General features: G+C 66.7%; 14 protein-coding genes. 12 read left to right on the top strand and 2 right to left on the bottom strand.

What is annotated here, in order from left to right; translation table 11 throughout:
• Window positions 1–5 precede the first annotated feature (5 nt).
• Complete coding sequence (locus AC5P8U_RS19185) at window positions 6–1121, top strand: alkene reductase (protein ID WP_088497927.1); 1116 nt, start codon at window positions 6–8, stop codon at window positions 1119–1121.
• 130 nt (window positions 1122–1251) lie between these two features.
• Here AC5P8U_RS19185 and AC5P8U_RS19190 read toward each other — a convergent pair whose 3' ends face one another.
• Window positions 1252–2145 carry a mechanosensitive ion channel family protein gene (locus tag AC5P8U_RS19190; protein ID WP_447897090.1) on the bottom strand — a complete coding sequence of 298 codons (894 nt, stop codon included), beginning with the start codon at window positions 2143–2145 and terminating at the stop codon, window positions 1252–1254.
• Window positions 2146–2290: 145 nt separating this feature from the next.
• Entirely contained in the window at window positions 2291–4669 is a 2379-nt protein-coding gene (gene ppsA / locus AC5P8U_RS19195; protein ID WP_088496172.1) for a phosphoenolpyruvate synthase, read from the bottom strand.
• Between the two features lie 144 nt (window positions 4670–4813).
• Here ppsA and ppsR point away from each other — a divergent pair, with 144 nt between their 5' ends.
• The 11 genes from ppsR to AC5P8U_RS19250 all read left to right on the top strand — a co-directional run bounded on the left by ppsR (window position 4814) and on the right by AC5P8U_RS19250 (window position 13421).
• Window positions 4814–5635 (top strand): posphoenolpyruvate synthetase regulatory kinase/phosphorylase PpsR, encoded by an 822-nt coding sequence (gene ppsR / locus AC5P8U_RS19200; protein ID WP_005417170.1) that lies wholly within the window; start codon window positions 4814–4816, stop codon window positions 5633–5635.
• A 177-nt stretch (window positions 5636–5812) separates the two neighbouring features.
• Window positions 5813–6322, top strand: a complete 510-nt coding sequence (locus tag AC5P8U_RS19205) for a DUF1249 domain-containing protein (protein ID WP_032954273.1) — start codon at window positions 5813–5815, stop codon at window positions 6320–6322.
• Between the two features lie 42 nt (window positions 6323–6364).
• Window positions 6365–6853 carry an NUDIX hydrolase gene (locus AC5P8U_RS19210; RefSeq protein ID WP_088496173.1) on the top strand — a complete coding sequence of 163 codons (489 nt, stop codon included), beginning with the start codon at window positions 6365–6367 and terminating at the stop codon, window positions 6851–6853.
• Window positions 6854–6996: 143 nt separating this feature from the next.
• Entirely contained in the window at window positions 6997–7614 is a 618-nt protein-coding gene (locus AC5P8U_RS19215) for a DUF2239 family protein (RefSeq protein ID WP_088496174.1), read from the top strand.
• Window positions 7615–7731: 117 nt separating this feature from the next.
• Window positions 7732–9093, top strand: a complete 1362-nt coding sequence (locus AC5P8U_RS19220) for an MATE family efflux transporter (RefSeq protein WP_088496175.1) — start codon at window positions 7732–7734, stop codon at window positions 9091–9093.
• A 455-nt stretch (window positions 9094–9548) separates the two neighbouring features.
• Window positions 9549–10163, top strand: coding sequence for a CDP-alcohol phosphatidyltransferase family protein (locus AC5P8U_RS19225; protein WP_019660264.1), 615 nt, complete (start codon window positions 9549–9551; stop codon window positions 10161–10163).
• 22 nt (window positions 10164–10185) lie between these two features.
• Window positions 10186–11235, top strand: a complete 1050-nt coding sequence (gene phaE, locus AC5P8U_RS19230) for a class III poly(R)-hydroxyalkanoic acid synthase subunit PhaE (RefSeq protein ID WP_447897617.1) — start codon at window positions 10186–10188, stop codon at window positions 11233–11235.
• Entirely contained in the window at window positions 11232–12299 is a 1068-nt protein-coding gene (gene phaC / locus AC5P8U_RS19235) for a class III poly(R)-hydroxyalkanoic acid synthase subunit PhaC (RefSeq protein ID WP_072168075.1), read from the top strand. The genes phaE and phaC overlap by 4 nt, the downstream gene beginning before the upstream one ends.
• A 33-nt stretch (window positions 12300–12332) precedes the next feature.
• Window positions 12333–12701 carry a YfeK family protein gene (locus AC5P8U_RS19240; RefSeq protein ID WP_334272189.1) on the top strand — a complete coding sequence of 123 codons (369 nt, stop codon included), beginning with the start codon at window positions 12333–12335 and terminating at the stop codon, window positions 12699–12701.
• 112 nt (window positions 12702–12813) lie between these two features.
• Window positions 12814–12972, top strand: a complete 159-nt coding sequence (locus AC5P8U_RS19245; RefSeq protein WP_194430536.1) for a PspC domain-containing protein — start codon at window positions 12814–12816, stop codon at window positions 12970–12972.
• Window positions 12973–13016: 44 nt separating this feature from the next.
• The gene (locus AC5P8U_RS19250; protein WP_088123871.1) at window positions 13017–13421 is read left to right on the top strand and encodes a hypothetical protein; all 405 of its coding nucleotides are present in this window, start codon (window positions 13017–13019) and stop codon (window positions 13419–13421) included.
• Window positions 13422–13670 lie beyond the last annotated feature (249 nt).

The following is a 13670-nucleotide window of genomic DNA, read 5'->3' on the forward strand; positions in this document are numbered from 1 at the left end:
CCGCCATGTTGTTCACTCCTCATCATCTGGGCGCACTGACGCTGCCCAACCGCATCGTGATGCCGCCGATGACCCGCTCGCGCTCGTCGGCCGGCAACGTGCCCACTGCCGAAATGGCCACGTATTACGCGCAGCGCGCCAGCGCCGGCCTGATCGTCAGCGAAGGCACTCAGATCAGCCCTCAAGGCCAGGGCTATGCCTGGACCCCGGGCATCCATAGCCCGGACCAGGTGAAGGGCTGGCGCCGGGTGACCGATGCCGTGCACGCTGCCGGCGGTCGCATCTACGCCCAGCTGTGGCATGTCGGCCGGGTCTCGCACGTGGCGCTGCAGCCGGGCGGCGCCGCGCCGGTGTCGTCGTCGGCGTTGTTGGCGGAAGGCGTGAAGGTGTTCGTCGACCCGACCGGGGCAGGTCCCGAAGCCGGGGTGGGCGAAATGATCCAGCATTCGATGCCGCGCGCGCTGCGCGAAGACGAGATTCCGGGCATCGTCGCCGACTACGCCGAGGCGGCACGCAACGCGCTGGACGCAGGCTTCGATGGCGTGGAGTTGCACGGTGCCAATGGCTACCTGATCAACCAGTTCATCGACTCGCAGGCCAACCAGCGCACCGACGGCTATGGCGGCGCGTTGCAGAACCGCCTGCGGTTCCTGCGCGAGGTGGTGCAGGCGGTGGTTGCGGTGGTCGGTGGTGATCGCGTCGGCGTGCGCCTGGCGCCACTGACCACGTTGCAGGGCGCGGTGGACGATACGCCGCAGGCGACCTATCTGGCGGCCGCGCATCTGCTGGGTGATCTGGGCGTGGGTTACCTGCACATTGCCGAAGCCGACTGGGACGATGCACCGCTGATGCCGGCGGCGTTCAAGCAGGCGCTGCGCATGGTCTACCCGGGTACGCTGATCTACGCCGGCAAGTACACCGCCGAGCGCGCCGAGCAGGCACTGGCTGAAGGCTGGGCTGACCTGATTGGCTTCGGCCGGCCGTTCATCGCCAACCCGGATCTGCCGGAGCGGTTGCGCCTCGGGGTGGAGCTGGCCCCGCCGGATCGCGCCACGTTCTTCGGTGGCGGCGCGGCCGGTTTTACCGATTACCCGACGCTGGAAGAGCGCGTCGCGGCCTGATGCTGGGCGCTGCCGGCCAGCGGCCGGCACTACCAGTGGGCGAGGGGGTAGCGCCGGCCGCGGGCCGGCATTTCAATGTCGTATCGCCGATGGGTGGGTGCCGACCGTTGGTCGGCACTACCGGCATGGATCACGGCTTGTCGCGCACCAGCGCATCGGCCTCGACCACACCGCCATCCTTGCCGTGCAGGTACAGATGCATGTCCTGCTGCGGATACGGGATGTTGATGCCGGCCCTGTCAAAGCCCAGCTTCAGCTGCTCCAGCAGCGTGACCTTGGTACCGAACCAGTCGGCCGACTTCACGTAGCAGCGGATGCCGAGGTTGATCGCGTGCGCCCCCAACTCGTACACCACGACGTCCGGTGCCGGCGTCTGCAGCACGCGCGGGTCGGCCTTCATCAACGCCAGCGCGGTGTCGCGTGCCAGCTGGATGTTGTCCTCGTAGCCGATGCCGATCACCAGTTCGACGCGGCGGGTCGGCTCGGCCGTCAGGTTGATGATCGGTGCGGCGGTGATCAGCGTGTTCGGAATGGTGGTGTGCTGGTTGTCGGCACCGGTGATGACGGTCTGGAAAATGCGCACTTCGCGCACCGTGCCGGTCTGTCCGGCAACGGTGACCACGTCGCCGACGCGGAACGGCCGCAGTGTCACCAGCATCACGCCCGAGGCGATGTTGGACAGCGAATCCTTCAGGGCAAGGCCAACGGCCAGGCCGGCGGTGCCGAGCACGGCCAGCAGCGGAGTGATCTGCACGCCCAACGTGCCGATGGCCAGCACCACCACGATCACCAGCGACGCGGCGTACACCACGTTGCGCAGGAAACTGCCCAGCATGGGGTCCACGCCCATGCGCGCTGTGGCGCGCGGCATCGCGTTGGACAGGCGACGCGCCACCCACAGGCCCACCAGCAGCACCACGATGGCGGCCAGTAACGGCACACCGTAGGTTTCCAGCAGGCGCTCCCAGTTGAGCGAGTGGAACCAGGGCGTTGCGGCGGGGGCGGGAGGTGCGGCGGCGATCATGCGGAAGTCCTTTGCTGCGTAGCGATGTCTGCGTGGGGCCGGGCGTGCGTGGACGCCAGAAACAGCAAGCCCCGCAGAGGCGGGGCTTGCGTGCAGCAGCAGTATGGGCGGACGTCGATGAAAGCGACGTCAGCCCATCACGGCATCAGCCGTTGGCCTTCAGCTTGGCCAGGCGCAGCCAGGTGTCGACCACGGTGTCCGGGTTCAGCGACACCGACTCGATGCCTTCCTGCATCAGCCATTCGGCCAGATCCGGGTGATCGGACGGGCCCTGGCCGCAGATGCCGACGTACTTGCCCTTGGCACGTGCTGCCTTGATCGCCATCGACAGCAGCTTCTTCACTGCCGGGTTACGTTCGTCGAACAGGTGCGCGACGATCGACGAGTCGCGGTCCAGGCCCAGGCTCAGCTGGGTCAGGTCGTTGGAGCCGATCGAGAAGCCGTCGAAGATCTCCAGGAACTCATCGGCGAGCAGTGCGTTGGACGGCACTTCGCACATCATGATGATCTTCAGGCCGTTCTCGCCCTGCTTCAGGCCGTTCTGTTCCAGCACCTCGATGACCTTGCGGCCTTCTTCCAGGGTGCGCACGAACGGAATCATGACCCACAGGTTGTCCAGGCCCATTTCGTTGCGCACGCGCAGCACGGCCTTGCACTCCAGCGCGAAGGCGGCCGAGAAGCTCGGGTCGACGTAACGGCTGGCGCCGCGGAAGCCGATCATCGGGTTCTCTTCGTGCGGCTCGTAGTTGCTGCCGCCGATCAGGTTGGCGTACTCGTTGGACTTGAAGTCCGACAGGCGCACGATCACCGGGTTCGGTGCAACCGAGGCGGTGAGGGTGGCGATGCCTTCGGCCAGGCGGTCCACGTAGAAGCTGACCGGGTCACCATAGCCGGCGATCTTCTCGTCGATCTTCTTCCTGGTCGCGGCGTCCTGGCGGTCGTATTCCAGCAGCGCGTTCGGGTGGATGCCGATGTGGCTGGCGATGATCATTTCCAGGCGGGCCAGGCCGATGCCGGCGTTCGGCAGCTGGCCGAAGTCGAAGGCACGTTCCGGGTTGGCCACGTTCATCATGATCTTCAGCGGCGCCGGCGGCATGTTGCCCAGATCGGTCGTGGTGCGTTCGAAGCCGAGCTTGCCTTCGTAGATGAAGCCGGTATCGCCTTCAGCGCAGCTGACGGTGACCAGCTGGCCATCCTCGATGACCTGGGTGGCGTTGCCCGAACCGACCACGGCTGGCACGCCCAGCTCGCGCGCGATGATCGCGGCGTGGCAGGTGCGGCCACCGCGGTTGGTGACGATGGCCGAGGCGCGCTTCATCACCGGTTCCCAATCGGGATCGGTCATGTCGGCGATCAGCACGTCGCCCGGCTGCACGCGGTTCATGTCGTCCAGCGTCTTCACCACGCGGGCCACGCCCGAACCGATCTTGGCGCCGACGGCACGGCCCTCGGCCAGCACCTTGCCGCCCTTCTCGGTCAGCGCGAAGCGCTCGATCTGGGTGGCGTGGCTGCGCGACTTCACCGTTTCCGGGCGCGCCTGCACGATGAACAGCTTGCCGCTGACACCGTCCTTGGCCCACTCGATGTCCATCGGGCGGCCGTAGTGCTTTTCGATGACCAGCGCCTGCTTGGCCAGTTCCTGCACGTCCTCGTCGCTGATCGAGAAGGTGGTGCGCAGTTCGGCCGGCGTGTCTTCGATACGGACGCGCTCACCGGGGACATCCGAATACACCATGCGGATCGCCTTGCTGCCGAGCGAGCGGCGCAGGATCGCCGGCTTGCCGGCCTGCAGGGTGGGCTTGTAGACGTAGTATTCGTCCGGATTGACCGCGCCCTGCACGACCATCTCGCCCAGGCCGAACGAGGAGGTGACGAACACCACGTCGCGGAAGCCGGACTCGGTGTCCAGGGTGAACAGCACGCCGGAGGAACCGACGCCCGAACGCACCATCAGCTGCACGCCGGCGGACAGGAACACGTCCTCATGCTTGAAGCCGTGGTGCACGCGGTAGGCGATGGCGCGGTCGTTGTACAGCGAGGCGAACACTTCCTTGACCTTGTGCACGACGTCGTCGGCACCGGTCACGTTGAGGAAGGTTTCCTGCTGGCCGGCGAAGGACGCATCCGGCAGATCCTCGGCAGTGGCAGACGAACGCACGGCCACGGCCACGTCGCCGCCGCCATTCTCGGCGCTCAGCTTGGCGTAGGCGGTGCGGATGTCCTGGTCCAGCTGCGGCTGCAGCGGGGCGTCGATTACCCAGCCGCGGATTTCCTTGCCGGCGGCGGTCAGCGCGTTGACGTCCTCGACGTCCAGCGTGGCCAGCCTGTCGAAGATGCGCTTGGACAGGTCGTTGTGCGCGATGAAGTCCTTGAAGGCTTCAGCGGTGGTGGCATAACCGCCCGGCACCGAAACGCCCAGACCGGCCAGGTTGCCGATCATCTCGCCCAGGGACGAATTCTTGCCGCCTACGCGGGCCAGATCGGCCAGACGCAGTTCGTGCAACCACAGGATGTTCTCGTTCAAGCGCGATGCTCCGTTTGGCCATCGCCCGAGGCGGGCTGAGTGGCCGCGTCCGTAGGAAGAAGCCGATATGATGCCGGGCAGAGCACCGTCGGCACAAGCTTGTGCTGGCGGCCTTTTTAAGCTTTGTAGGGGGTAAAAGCGCGCATGTCGACCATCCGTCCGGTGTTCTACGTTTCCGATGGAACCGGTATCACCGCTGAAACCATTGGGCATAGCCTGCTGACCCAGTTCTCCGGGTTCAGCTTCATTACCGATCGGATGTCGTTTGTCGACGACCCTGAAAAAGCGCGTGAAGCCTGCGCCCGGATCCAGGCGGCGGGGGAGCGGTACCAGGTCCGGCCGATCGTGGTGAACTCCTGCGTGGACCAGAGCCTGAGCCTGATCCTGGCCGACAGCGGGGCGCTGATGCTGGATGTGTTCGCGCCGTTCATCGAGCCGCTGGAGCGTGAACTGGCCAGCCCGCGTCTGGCCCGGGTCGGCCAGGCCCACGGCATGGTCGATTTCGACACGTACCACCGCCGCATCAACGCGATGAACTTCGCCCTGACCCATGACGACGGCATCGCGGTGAACTATGACGATGCCGACGTGATCCTGGTGGCGGTGTCGCGCGCCGGCAAGACGCCCACCTGCATCTACCTGGCTCTGCATTACGGAGTGCGCGCGGCCAACTACCCGCTGACCGACGAAGACCTGGAAAGCGACCGCCTGCCGCCGCGCCTGCGCAACTACCGGCGCAAGCTGTTCGGGTTGACCATCGATCCGGACCGCCTGCAGCAGATCCGCCAGGAGCGCCGTCCGAACTCGCGCTACGCGAACCTGGACACCTGCAAGCGCGAGGTGGCCGCGGCCGAGACCATGTTCCGCATGGAGCGGATCCCGACCCTGAGCACCACCCACACCTCGATCGAGGAGATTTCCAGCAAGGTGCTGGCCACATTGGGGCTGCAGCGCGAGCTGTATTGATCCTTTCCGGCGCGCCTGGCTGCGCCCGTAGAGCCGAGCCCACGCTCGGCTGGGCCAGCGGGTTCTGGCCGAAGCGCAGCCGAGCGTGGTCTCGGCCCTGCAGGGGGATCGTCGTCGTCGGGTTGGCTGTGGCTTGAGGCGCCCCCACGTTGAAGCACCAACGTGTAGGATCGACCCATGGCCCGAGCCTTGCCCCGTACCGAACGCATTCCCCGCCTGAGCCGGCTGAGCTGGCTGATGGGCCTGTACGCGGAGAACTACCGCCATCTGGTGCGCCTGTTCGAACCGGCGGGACTGGCGGCGGGCAGCTACATTTCCTCGATCGGCGACGGCCTGGATGTCCGCCTGGACGTGATCGAGTGCCACCGCTATACGGTGGAACTGCGGCTCACCTACGACATCGCCGACCCGGTCACCGGCGAGCCGGATCCTTCGGCCTATGTTCGCCTGTACCGTGACGCGCGCCAGGCCGAGACCACCCATTGCTACGTCGGCCGCCGCTGGCAGGACACCATGGGCCTGTACCCGCCGCCGGCGGAGTTGATCAGCCATCGCATGCGGATGAACACCTTCCTCGGCAAGTGGCTGGAATACCTGGCCGAGCGCGGCCACGGCGTCGCCACGCTGCGCCGTGACCCCGATGGCGCCGGTGCGCCTGCCGAGCGCCGCCTGTCGCTGGTGCGCTGATCGGCCATAATCCAGGGCTGACCTGCCGCTGGATACCGCCCCATGCCGTACACCCCGATCGTCGCCACCCTGGGCTATGTACTGTCGCCCGATCGTCGCCAGGTGCTGATGATCCATCGCAATACGCGCCCCGGTGACCATCACCTCGGCAAGTACAATGGCCTGGGTGGCAAGATCGAAGCGGACGAGGACGTGGCGGCCAGCATGCGCCGCGAGATTGCCGAGGAAGCCGGCATCGACTGCACCGGCATGCGCCTGCGCGGCACTCTCAGCTGGCCCGGTTTCGGCAGGCACGGCGAAGACTGGCTGGGCTTCGTGTTCGTCATCGACAGCTTCGAAGGCACCCCGCACGGCGGCAACCACGAAGGCACGCTGGAGTGGGTGGATCTGGACAAGCTGGACACGCTGCCGATGTGGGAAGGCGACCGCAACTTCCTGCCGCTGGTGTTCGACGCCGACCCGCGCCCGTTCCACGGCGTGATGCCTTACAAGGACGGGCGCATGGTCAGTTGGTCCTACAGCCGGCTGTGACCCGGCGAATCGGGGAGGTGCCAACCGTTCCGGTGGGTGCCAACCCGGGTTGGCAGGCTCTTTCGGTCAATTAATACCCGGGCAATATTGACGACCATAAATTACCCGGGCAATATTCGCGCATCACCTCTGATGCCATTGCCATGCCTGCGTCCCGACTCCCTCCCTTCAGTTGTTTCGACGGCCATCGCCTCGTTGCCTGCGGCAGCCCGGAAGTGGCGGCACTGGCGCTCAAGCGGCTGCGCGCCGACAACGCTGCCGGACCATTGCTGGTGTTCGACAACGCCACCGGCCGCACCCGCGATTTCGATACGCGCGGCAGTGACGAGGAACTGCTGGCGCGGGTAACCGAAGCGTTTCCCCCCTCTGGCGAGGCGGATGCCGAGATCACTGCCGAAGACGCTGCGGCGACCCCGCGTGGCCGTGGCCGCCCCAAGCTGGGCGTGGTCGCCCGTGAAGTGACCTTGCTGCCGCGCCATTGGGCGTGGCTGGCAGAGCAGCCGGGCGGGGCCTCGGTGGCATTGCGAAAACTGGTGGAGGCGGCCAGCCGCGCCGGTGCGGACAAGGACCGCTGGCGTCGCGATGCCGAGCGCGCCTATCACTTCCTGCAGACCATCGCCGGTGACCTGCCGGGCTTCGAGGAGGCCATCCGCGTGCTGTTCGCGCACGACCGTACGGGCCTTGAAGCGGTGCTGCATTCCTGGCCCAGGGATGTGCGCGACCACGCCCTGCGTCTGGCGTTCGACAGCGCTGACGGCTGAACCATCGCGCCGTCGTTGAGCGGCGGCGCCACCTGATCGCGGGCTGCGGCCCGGTCCCCTGTGCTTGCTTTGCTGGTGGAAACGCCGGGCAGGGCAGCGCCTTGCCCAGAGAACCCCATGAACTCCCCTGTACATCCCACGCCCCTGGTCGCGCCGCCTCTGTGGCGCACCTACCTGGCCCTGCTGCTGCCGATGCTGCTGACCAATGCGCTGCAGCTGGCCGCAGGCACGCTGGACAACATCTACCTCGGCCATCTGCTCGGTACCCAGGCGGTGGCCGTGGCCGCTGCGTTCTTCCCGGTCTTCTTCCTGCTGCTGGCCCTGGTGATGGGCCTGGCGACCGGCGCGATGGTGCTGATCGGGCACGCCTGGGGCGCGGGTCGGCCGCAGCAGGTGCGCGCGGTGGCTGGCAGTGCGGTGGCGCTGATCCTTGTGCTGTCGGTGCTGGTGATGGCTCTGGGGAGCGGTTTCGCACCACAGCTTCTGATGTCACTGGGTACACCGGCACCGATCCTCGGTGAGTCCATCGTCTACGCGCGCGTGCTGCTGCTGGCGGCGCCGGCGTTCTTCCTGCTGTGGCTGGCCACTGCCGTGAGCCGCGCAGTAGGCGATGCGAAGACGCCGCTGCATGCGCTGCTGCTGGCCACGGCGGTGGGCCTGCTGTGCACGCCGCTGCTGATTCTGGGCTGGGCCGGCCTGCCGCGGCTGGGATCGGCCAGTGCGGCGGTGTCGGCGGCGTTTGCCTCGCTGTTGGCCCTGGGCTGGCTGTTGTTGCGTTGGCATCGGGCAGGACATCCCTTGGCACCGGGCCCTGAGTTGTTGCATGCCATTCGTTTCGATGGCGCGATCATCCGATCGATGCTCCGCATCGGCATACCCTCCTCGCTGCAGATGCTCAGCCTGGCCGTCGCCGAAATCGTGTTGCTGGGCTGGATCAACCGTTACGGCTACACCGCTACGGCCGCCTACGGTGCGGTCAACCAGCTGATGAACTGGGTGCAGTTGCCGGCAATGTCGTTGGGGATCACCGCCACCATCCTCGCGGCGCATGCGATGGGCGCCGGGCGTACAGCACGGCTGCCGGCCATCGCCCGGACGGGTGTGCTGGTGGCGCTGGCGACGCTGAGCGTGGTGGTGGTGCTGGTTGTGGCGCTGGCGCGCGGGCTGACCGGGCTGATCCTGGCGGCAGCCGACGTGCGCGAGCTGGCTGCGTTGCAGCTGCGCACTGTGGTGTGGGGCGTGCTGGCGATGGGAATCAGCGCGGTGCTTGTCGGGGTGATGCGCGGCAGCGGCACGGTATGGTTGCCAGCGTTGCTGGGTATGGCAGCGGTGCTGCTGGTGGAACTGCCGCTGGCGATATGGATGCAGGCGCAGCACGGGCTGGCCGGCGTGTGGTGGGCGTGGCCGCTGGGGTTGCTGGCCATGCTGGTGATGCAGGTGTTGTGCTTCGCGCGTTGGCGGCGGGTGCAGGCTGGGTAGTGCCGGCCGCTGGCCGGCACTCCGGAATGGCAGGGGCAGCCGGCCAGCGGCCGGCTCTACCACTTCAGGGCCGCTGCGCCAGCAGCAGGTGGAAGCATCCGGCATCATCATCGCCCGTCACCAGGAATCGGGCGTGGCGGCGGCGGGCCCGCCGGTGACCATAGCGCCGACCTCGCGGCTTGGGAAGTAGGGAAACCCCGCGTCAGGGTGATGAGGAAATGTCCACCGTCGCAGTCGGTGAGATCTGGTTGTCCACAGGGGGTGTGGATTACGCGTGGGCAACTTTGTGGATAAGCCGCGACAGGCGCCACCCCCCTAGGCTGTCAAGATGGGTGGCGAAAAATTCACCGCCGGTGAGGGCGGGTGAGGGGGCGGTGAAGGGTGGGCCCCGTCAGCGCTGTCACCAGCGACGGCGCTCGCGGTAACCTGTGGGCCTTGATGCTCCGTGAGTCCCCATGAAACGTCACTTCTCGATGCTGCGCGAGTTCCAGCTGGCCGACTGGTTCACCCTGGCCAATGCTTTCTGCGGCACCGGTGCGGTATTTGCCGCCATGCGCTTCCTGCAGGACGGCGAGCGTGGCTACCTGCTGTTCGGCATGGCGCTGATCCCGTTGGCCTTCATCTTCGACGCCCTTGATGGGCGCATCGCGCGCTGGCGCAAGTCCAGCTCCACCCTGGGCCGCGAGCTGGACTCGCTGTCCGACGTGATCTCCTTCGGGGTGGCCCCAGCGGCGCTGGCCTATGCCTGCGGCATGCAGGGTGGCTGGGACTGGCTGGTGCTGAGCTACTTCGTCTGCTGCGGCGTCAGCCGCCTGGCACGCTACAACGTCACAGCCGAGGCAATGACCGGCGATGAGGGCAAGGTCACGTATTTCGAGGGCACCCCGATCCCGACCAGCCTGGTGCTGGTGATCGTACTGGCGATCGCCGCCGGCACCGATGCCATCGGCCAGAACATCTGGTTCGGCCAGTGGCAGATCGGACCGTGGCAGCTGCACCCGATGGTGCTGTTGTTCGCCCTGTCCGGGTCGCTGATGATCAGCAAGACCCTGCGTATCCCCAAGCCATGAGCCAGCCCTGCGGAGGCCTGCGATGACCAGCTCGGCCCACGATGCCGGCAGCAGCGATTTCGAGACGCTGGCCCGGCAGTACTTCGGCGCCTGGGGTGATGCTCTGCGCCATGCGGGCGCGCCCGCTGCACCTGCCGGTGACGACCCCGGCAGCTGGCAACGGTTGTTTGACTGGTGGGGCCAATTGCTGCCCGAACAGGCGCCCGGCGCGCCGGAAGATGCCGTGCGCCGGTTCCGCGAACATGCGGGCAGCTGGTACGGCACCATGCAGGAGGTCGCCGCTCGGTTTGCCGGCCGCGACGCCAGCAGTGCCGACGTGGCCCAGGCCTGGCGCGAGGCGGTGCAGGGGCAGGGCGACGGCATGCTGCAATGGATGCTGCAGGGTGCCCGCGGCAGCACCCACGCCGGTGCCGCAGTACCTGAATTCGCCGCATGGCTGCAGCAGTTCCAGCTGCAGGCGGGCCCGTGGCTGCAGAGCCCGGCATTCGGCCCCGGCCGCGAGCACCAGGCGCGCTGGCAGGCCCTGCTGCGTGCGCAGGAGGAATACCAGCAGCATTCGCGCGCCTATGTCGATCAGATCAAGCAGGCACTGGACGAGGCCTTCGCGCTGTTCGAGCAGCGCCTGGCCGAGCACGAGCAGCCCGGCAGCCAGCTGACCAGCGCCCGCGCGATGTTCGACCTGTGGATCGAAGTGGCCGAGGAGGCCTACGCCAAGGTCGCCATGTCCGAACCGTTCCAGCAGGTGTACGCCTCGCTGGGCAACGCGCAGATGCGTCTGCGCGCCGGCCTGCAGCGCGAGGTGGAACAGATGAGTGAACGTATCGGCCTGCCGACCCGCAGCGAGATGGATGCCGCACACCGCCGCATCGCCGAGCTGGAGCGCAGCCTGCGCCGGCTGCAGGCACAAGTGGCGGTGCTGGCTGGAACCGCTGCGGCCGATCCGGTGGCGCGGCCGACGCCGGCGAAGGTGAAGCCAGCCGCCCGCAAGGCCGCGAAGAGGGCCGCGCCGGCAAAGAAGGCGGCTGCCAAAAAGTCCGAATCTCGCACCACCTCACGGGCACGTGACCGATGAAGGGACCGCTGGGCTTCAACGCCGATGACCTGATGCAGGAAACCCTGGCGATGCAGCGCAAGCTGATGGAAGGGCTGAAGCTGCTGCCGCAGGTGGAAGACGTTGACTATGGCGTGACCGCCCGCGAGGAAGTGTGGCGCGACGGCAAGGTGGTGCTCTACCGCTTCGTCGGCGAACAGGCGCCGACCCGGCGCACGCCGCTGCTGATCGTCTACGCGCTGGTCAACCGGCCGTACATGGTCGACCTGCAGGCCGACCGCTCCCTGGTGCAGAAGTTGTTGGCGCTTGGGCAGGATGTGTACGTGCTGGACTGGGGCTACCCGGATCGCTCGGAGCGCTTCCAGACGCTGGAGGACTATCTGCTGCGCTATATCGATGGTGCGGTGGATGCACTGCGCGTGCGCAGTGGCGGCCCGATCGACCTGCTCGGCATCTGCCAGGGCGGTGTGTTCGCGCTGTGCTATGCCGCGCTGCGCCGGGAGAAGCTGGGCAAGCTGATCACCATGGTCACCCCGGTCGATTTCCAGACGGCCGACAACATGCTCTCGCACTGGGCGCGGCAGGTGGACGTGGATCTGCTGGTCGATACGCTGGGCAACATACCGGCTGACCTGATGAATGCCAGCTACCTGATGCTCAAGCCATTCCGCCTGAACGTGCAGAAGTACGTCGGTCTGCTCGATATCCTCGACGACAAGGCGGCGCTGGAGGATTTCCTGCGCATGGAAAAATGGATCTTCGATTCGCCGGACCTGGCGGGCGAGGCGTTCCGTGACTTCATCAAGCAGTTCTACCAGGGCAACGGCCTGGTGAACGGTACGGTGCGGATCGGCGAGGAAGCCGTGGATCTGTCGCAGGTGACCTTGCCGGTGCTGAACATCTATGCCGAGCAGGACCATCTGGTACCGCCGGACGCCTCGCGCGCGATGCGTGGGCGCCTGGGCACGGACGACTACACCGAGTCCAGTTTCCGCGGTGGCCACATTGGTATCTATGTGTCCGGCCGCGCCCAGCGCGAAGTGCCGGCCACGATCGATGGCTGGTTGACGGCGCGTGACCTGTAGAGTCGAGCCATGCTCGATTGACCTGGGGGGATGATGACGTACCGGATTTCGTTGATTCTTGCGGCACTGCTGGCAGCACAATTTGCCCACGCCGCACCCAGTGCCCATGCACGCCGGGAGATCGCCCAGCTGATTTCCAGCCTGGACGGCTCGCAGTGCCGTTTCCAGCGCAATGGCAGCTGGTACGACGGCGGCGATGCGCGCGCTCATCTGCAGCGCAAGTACGACTACCTGCTGAAGAAGGACATGGTGGACAGCGCCGAGCAGTTCATCGAGCGCGCCGCCAGCCAGAGCAGCATGAGCGGGAAGCCTTACCGCATCCAGTGCCCGGGGCAGCCTGAACAGACCGCGGCCGCCTGGTTCGGTGCGCGCCTGCAGGCGCTGCGTCTCCGCACGCCGTAGACACGGAGGCGGTGTAGAGTCGCGGCGTGCTCGACTGATTCTGCCCGCAAGCCGAGGAGACACCGCCGTGAACACCACGCCCAAGACGCTGTCGCGTTCATTGAACGACCGCATGATTGCCGGCGTGATGGGCGGCATTGCCCATCGCTTCGGCTGGAACCCCACCCTGGTGCGGATCGTGTTCGTGCTGGTATCGATCGGCTCGGCCGCCTTCCCCGGCATTCTGATCTACCTGATCCTGTGGCTGCTGATTCCGAACGAGGCGGATTGAACACCGCCGCTCGATCCTGGCCGCTCTGGCTGCGCGCGCTGCAGATGCTGGGCGCCGCATGGACGCTGCCCAACACACTGATCGGCCTGATCGGCGGCCTGGCCGGCATGCTTGGCGGCGCGACGCTGCGATGGAGCGGGCGGGACTGCGCCGTGGTGTTCGATCACTGGCCGTGGGGGCCGGGCGGTGCGATCACCCTGGGCAACGTGATCCTGCATACCGGCCATGACCTCGGCATCTGTTGCCGGACCTATGCGCATCAGGCGGGGTGGGGCGTGGAGCCGCTGATTCGGCTGGACGACCACGAGCGCGCGCACGTTTACCAGTACATGGTGCTGGGGCCGTTGTACCTGCCGGTGTACCTGCTGTGTGGTGGGGTGAGTGCACGCAATCCGTTCGAACGCGCGGCCGATCATTTCGCCCGGTTCGGGCGTGGTTGGTGGCCGTAGTTTCCAGCCAACGGCGCGGCCCCTCGTGGGTAGTGATGCCTGGTTGTCAAATGCAAAACCCTCGCGCTGGTCGGTCGGGTTGGGTTCGCGGGGGACGCCGTGAACCCGTCCATGAAGTGACCCCCGGGAGTTGGACATCAGATCCAACCCCGAGGGATACATGAACAGATACGACGCGCGTTTCAAACTGCAGGTCGCCAAAGAGGCCTGCAAGACCTCCACATCGGTCAAAGCCGTTGCTCGTCGCTA

It is taken from the genome of Stenotrophomonas sp. YJH_SMC_81, assembly GCF_059370875.1.

Bases quoted from the DNA above. Each gene is read 5' to 3' on its own strand.
- AC5P8U_RS19205 (WP_032954273.1), top strand. From the start codon at position 5,813: ATGGCCCGAGCCTTGCCCCGTACCGAACGCATTCCCCGCCTGAGCCGG.
- AC5P8U_RS19225 (WP_019660264.1), top strand. From the start codon at position 9,549: ATGAAACGTCACTTCTCGATGCTGCGCGAGTTCCAGCTGGCCGACTGG.
- ppsR (WP_005417170.1), top strand. From the start codon at position 4,814: ATGTCGACCATCCGTCCGGTGTTCTACGTTTCCGATGGAACCGGTATC.
- AC5P8U_RS19210 (WP_088496173.1), top strand. From the start codon at position 6,365: ATGCCGTACACCCCGATCGTCGCCACCCTGGGCTATGTACTGTCGCCC.
- AC5P8U_RS19220 (WP_088496175.1), top strand. From the start codon at position 7,732: ATGAACTCCCCTGTACATCCCACGCCCCTGGTCGCGCCGCCTCTGTGG.
- phaE (WP_447897617.1), top strand. From the start codon at position 10,186: ATGACCAGCTCGGCCCACGATGCCGGCAGCAGCGATTTCGAGACGCTG.
- AC5P8U_RS19240 (WP_334272189.1), top strand. From the start codon at position 12,333: ATGACGTACCGGATTTCGTTGATTCTTGCGGCACTGCTGGCAGCACAA.
- phaC (WP_072168075.1), top strand. From the start codon at position 11,232: ATGAAGGGACCGCTGGGCTTCAACGCCGATGACCTGATGCAGGAAACC.
- AC5P8U_RS19215 (WP_088496174.1), top strand. From the start codon at position 6,997: ATGCCTGCGTCCCGACTCCCTCCCTTCAGTTGTTTCGACGGCCATCGC.
- AC5P8U_RS19250 (WP_088123871.1), top strand. From the start codon at position 13,017: ATGCTGGGCGCCGCATGGACGCTGCCCAACACACTGATCGGCCTGATC.
- AC5P8U_RS19245 (WP_194430536.1), top strand. From the start codon at position 12,814: ATGATTGCCGGCGTGATGGGCGGCATTGCCCATCGCTTCGGCTGGAAC.
- AC5P8U_RS19185 (WP_088497927.1), top strand. From the start codon at position 6: ATGTTGTTCACTCCTCATCATCTGGGCGCACTGACGCTGCCCAACCGC.
- AC5P8U_RS19190 (WP_447897090.1), bottom strand. From the start codon at position 2,145: ATGATCGCCGCCGCACCTCCCGCCCCCGCCGCAACGCCCTGGTTCCAC.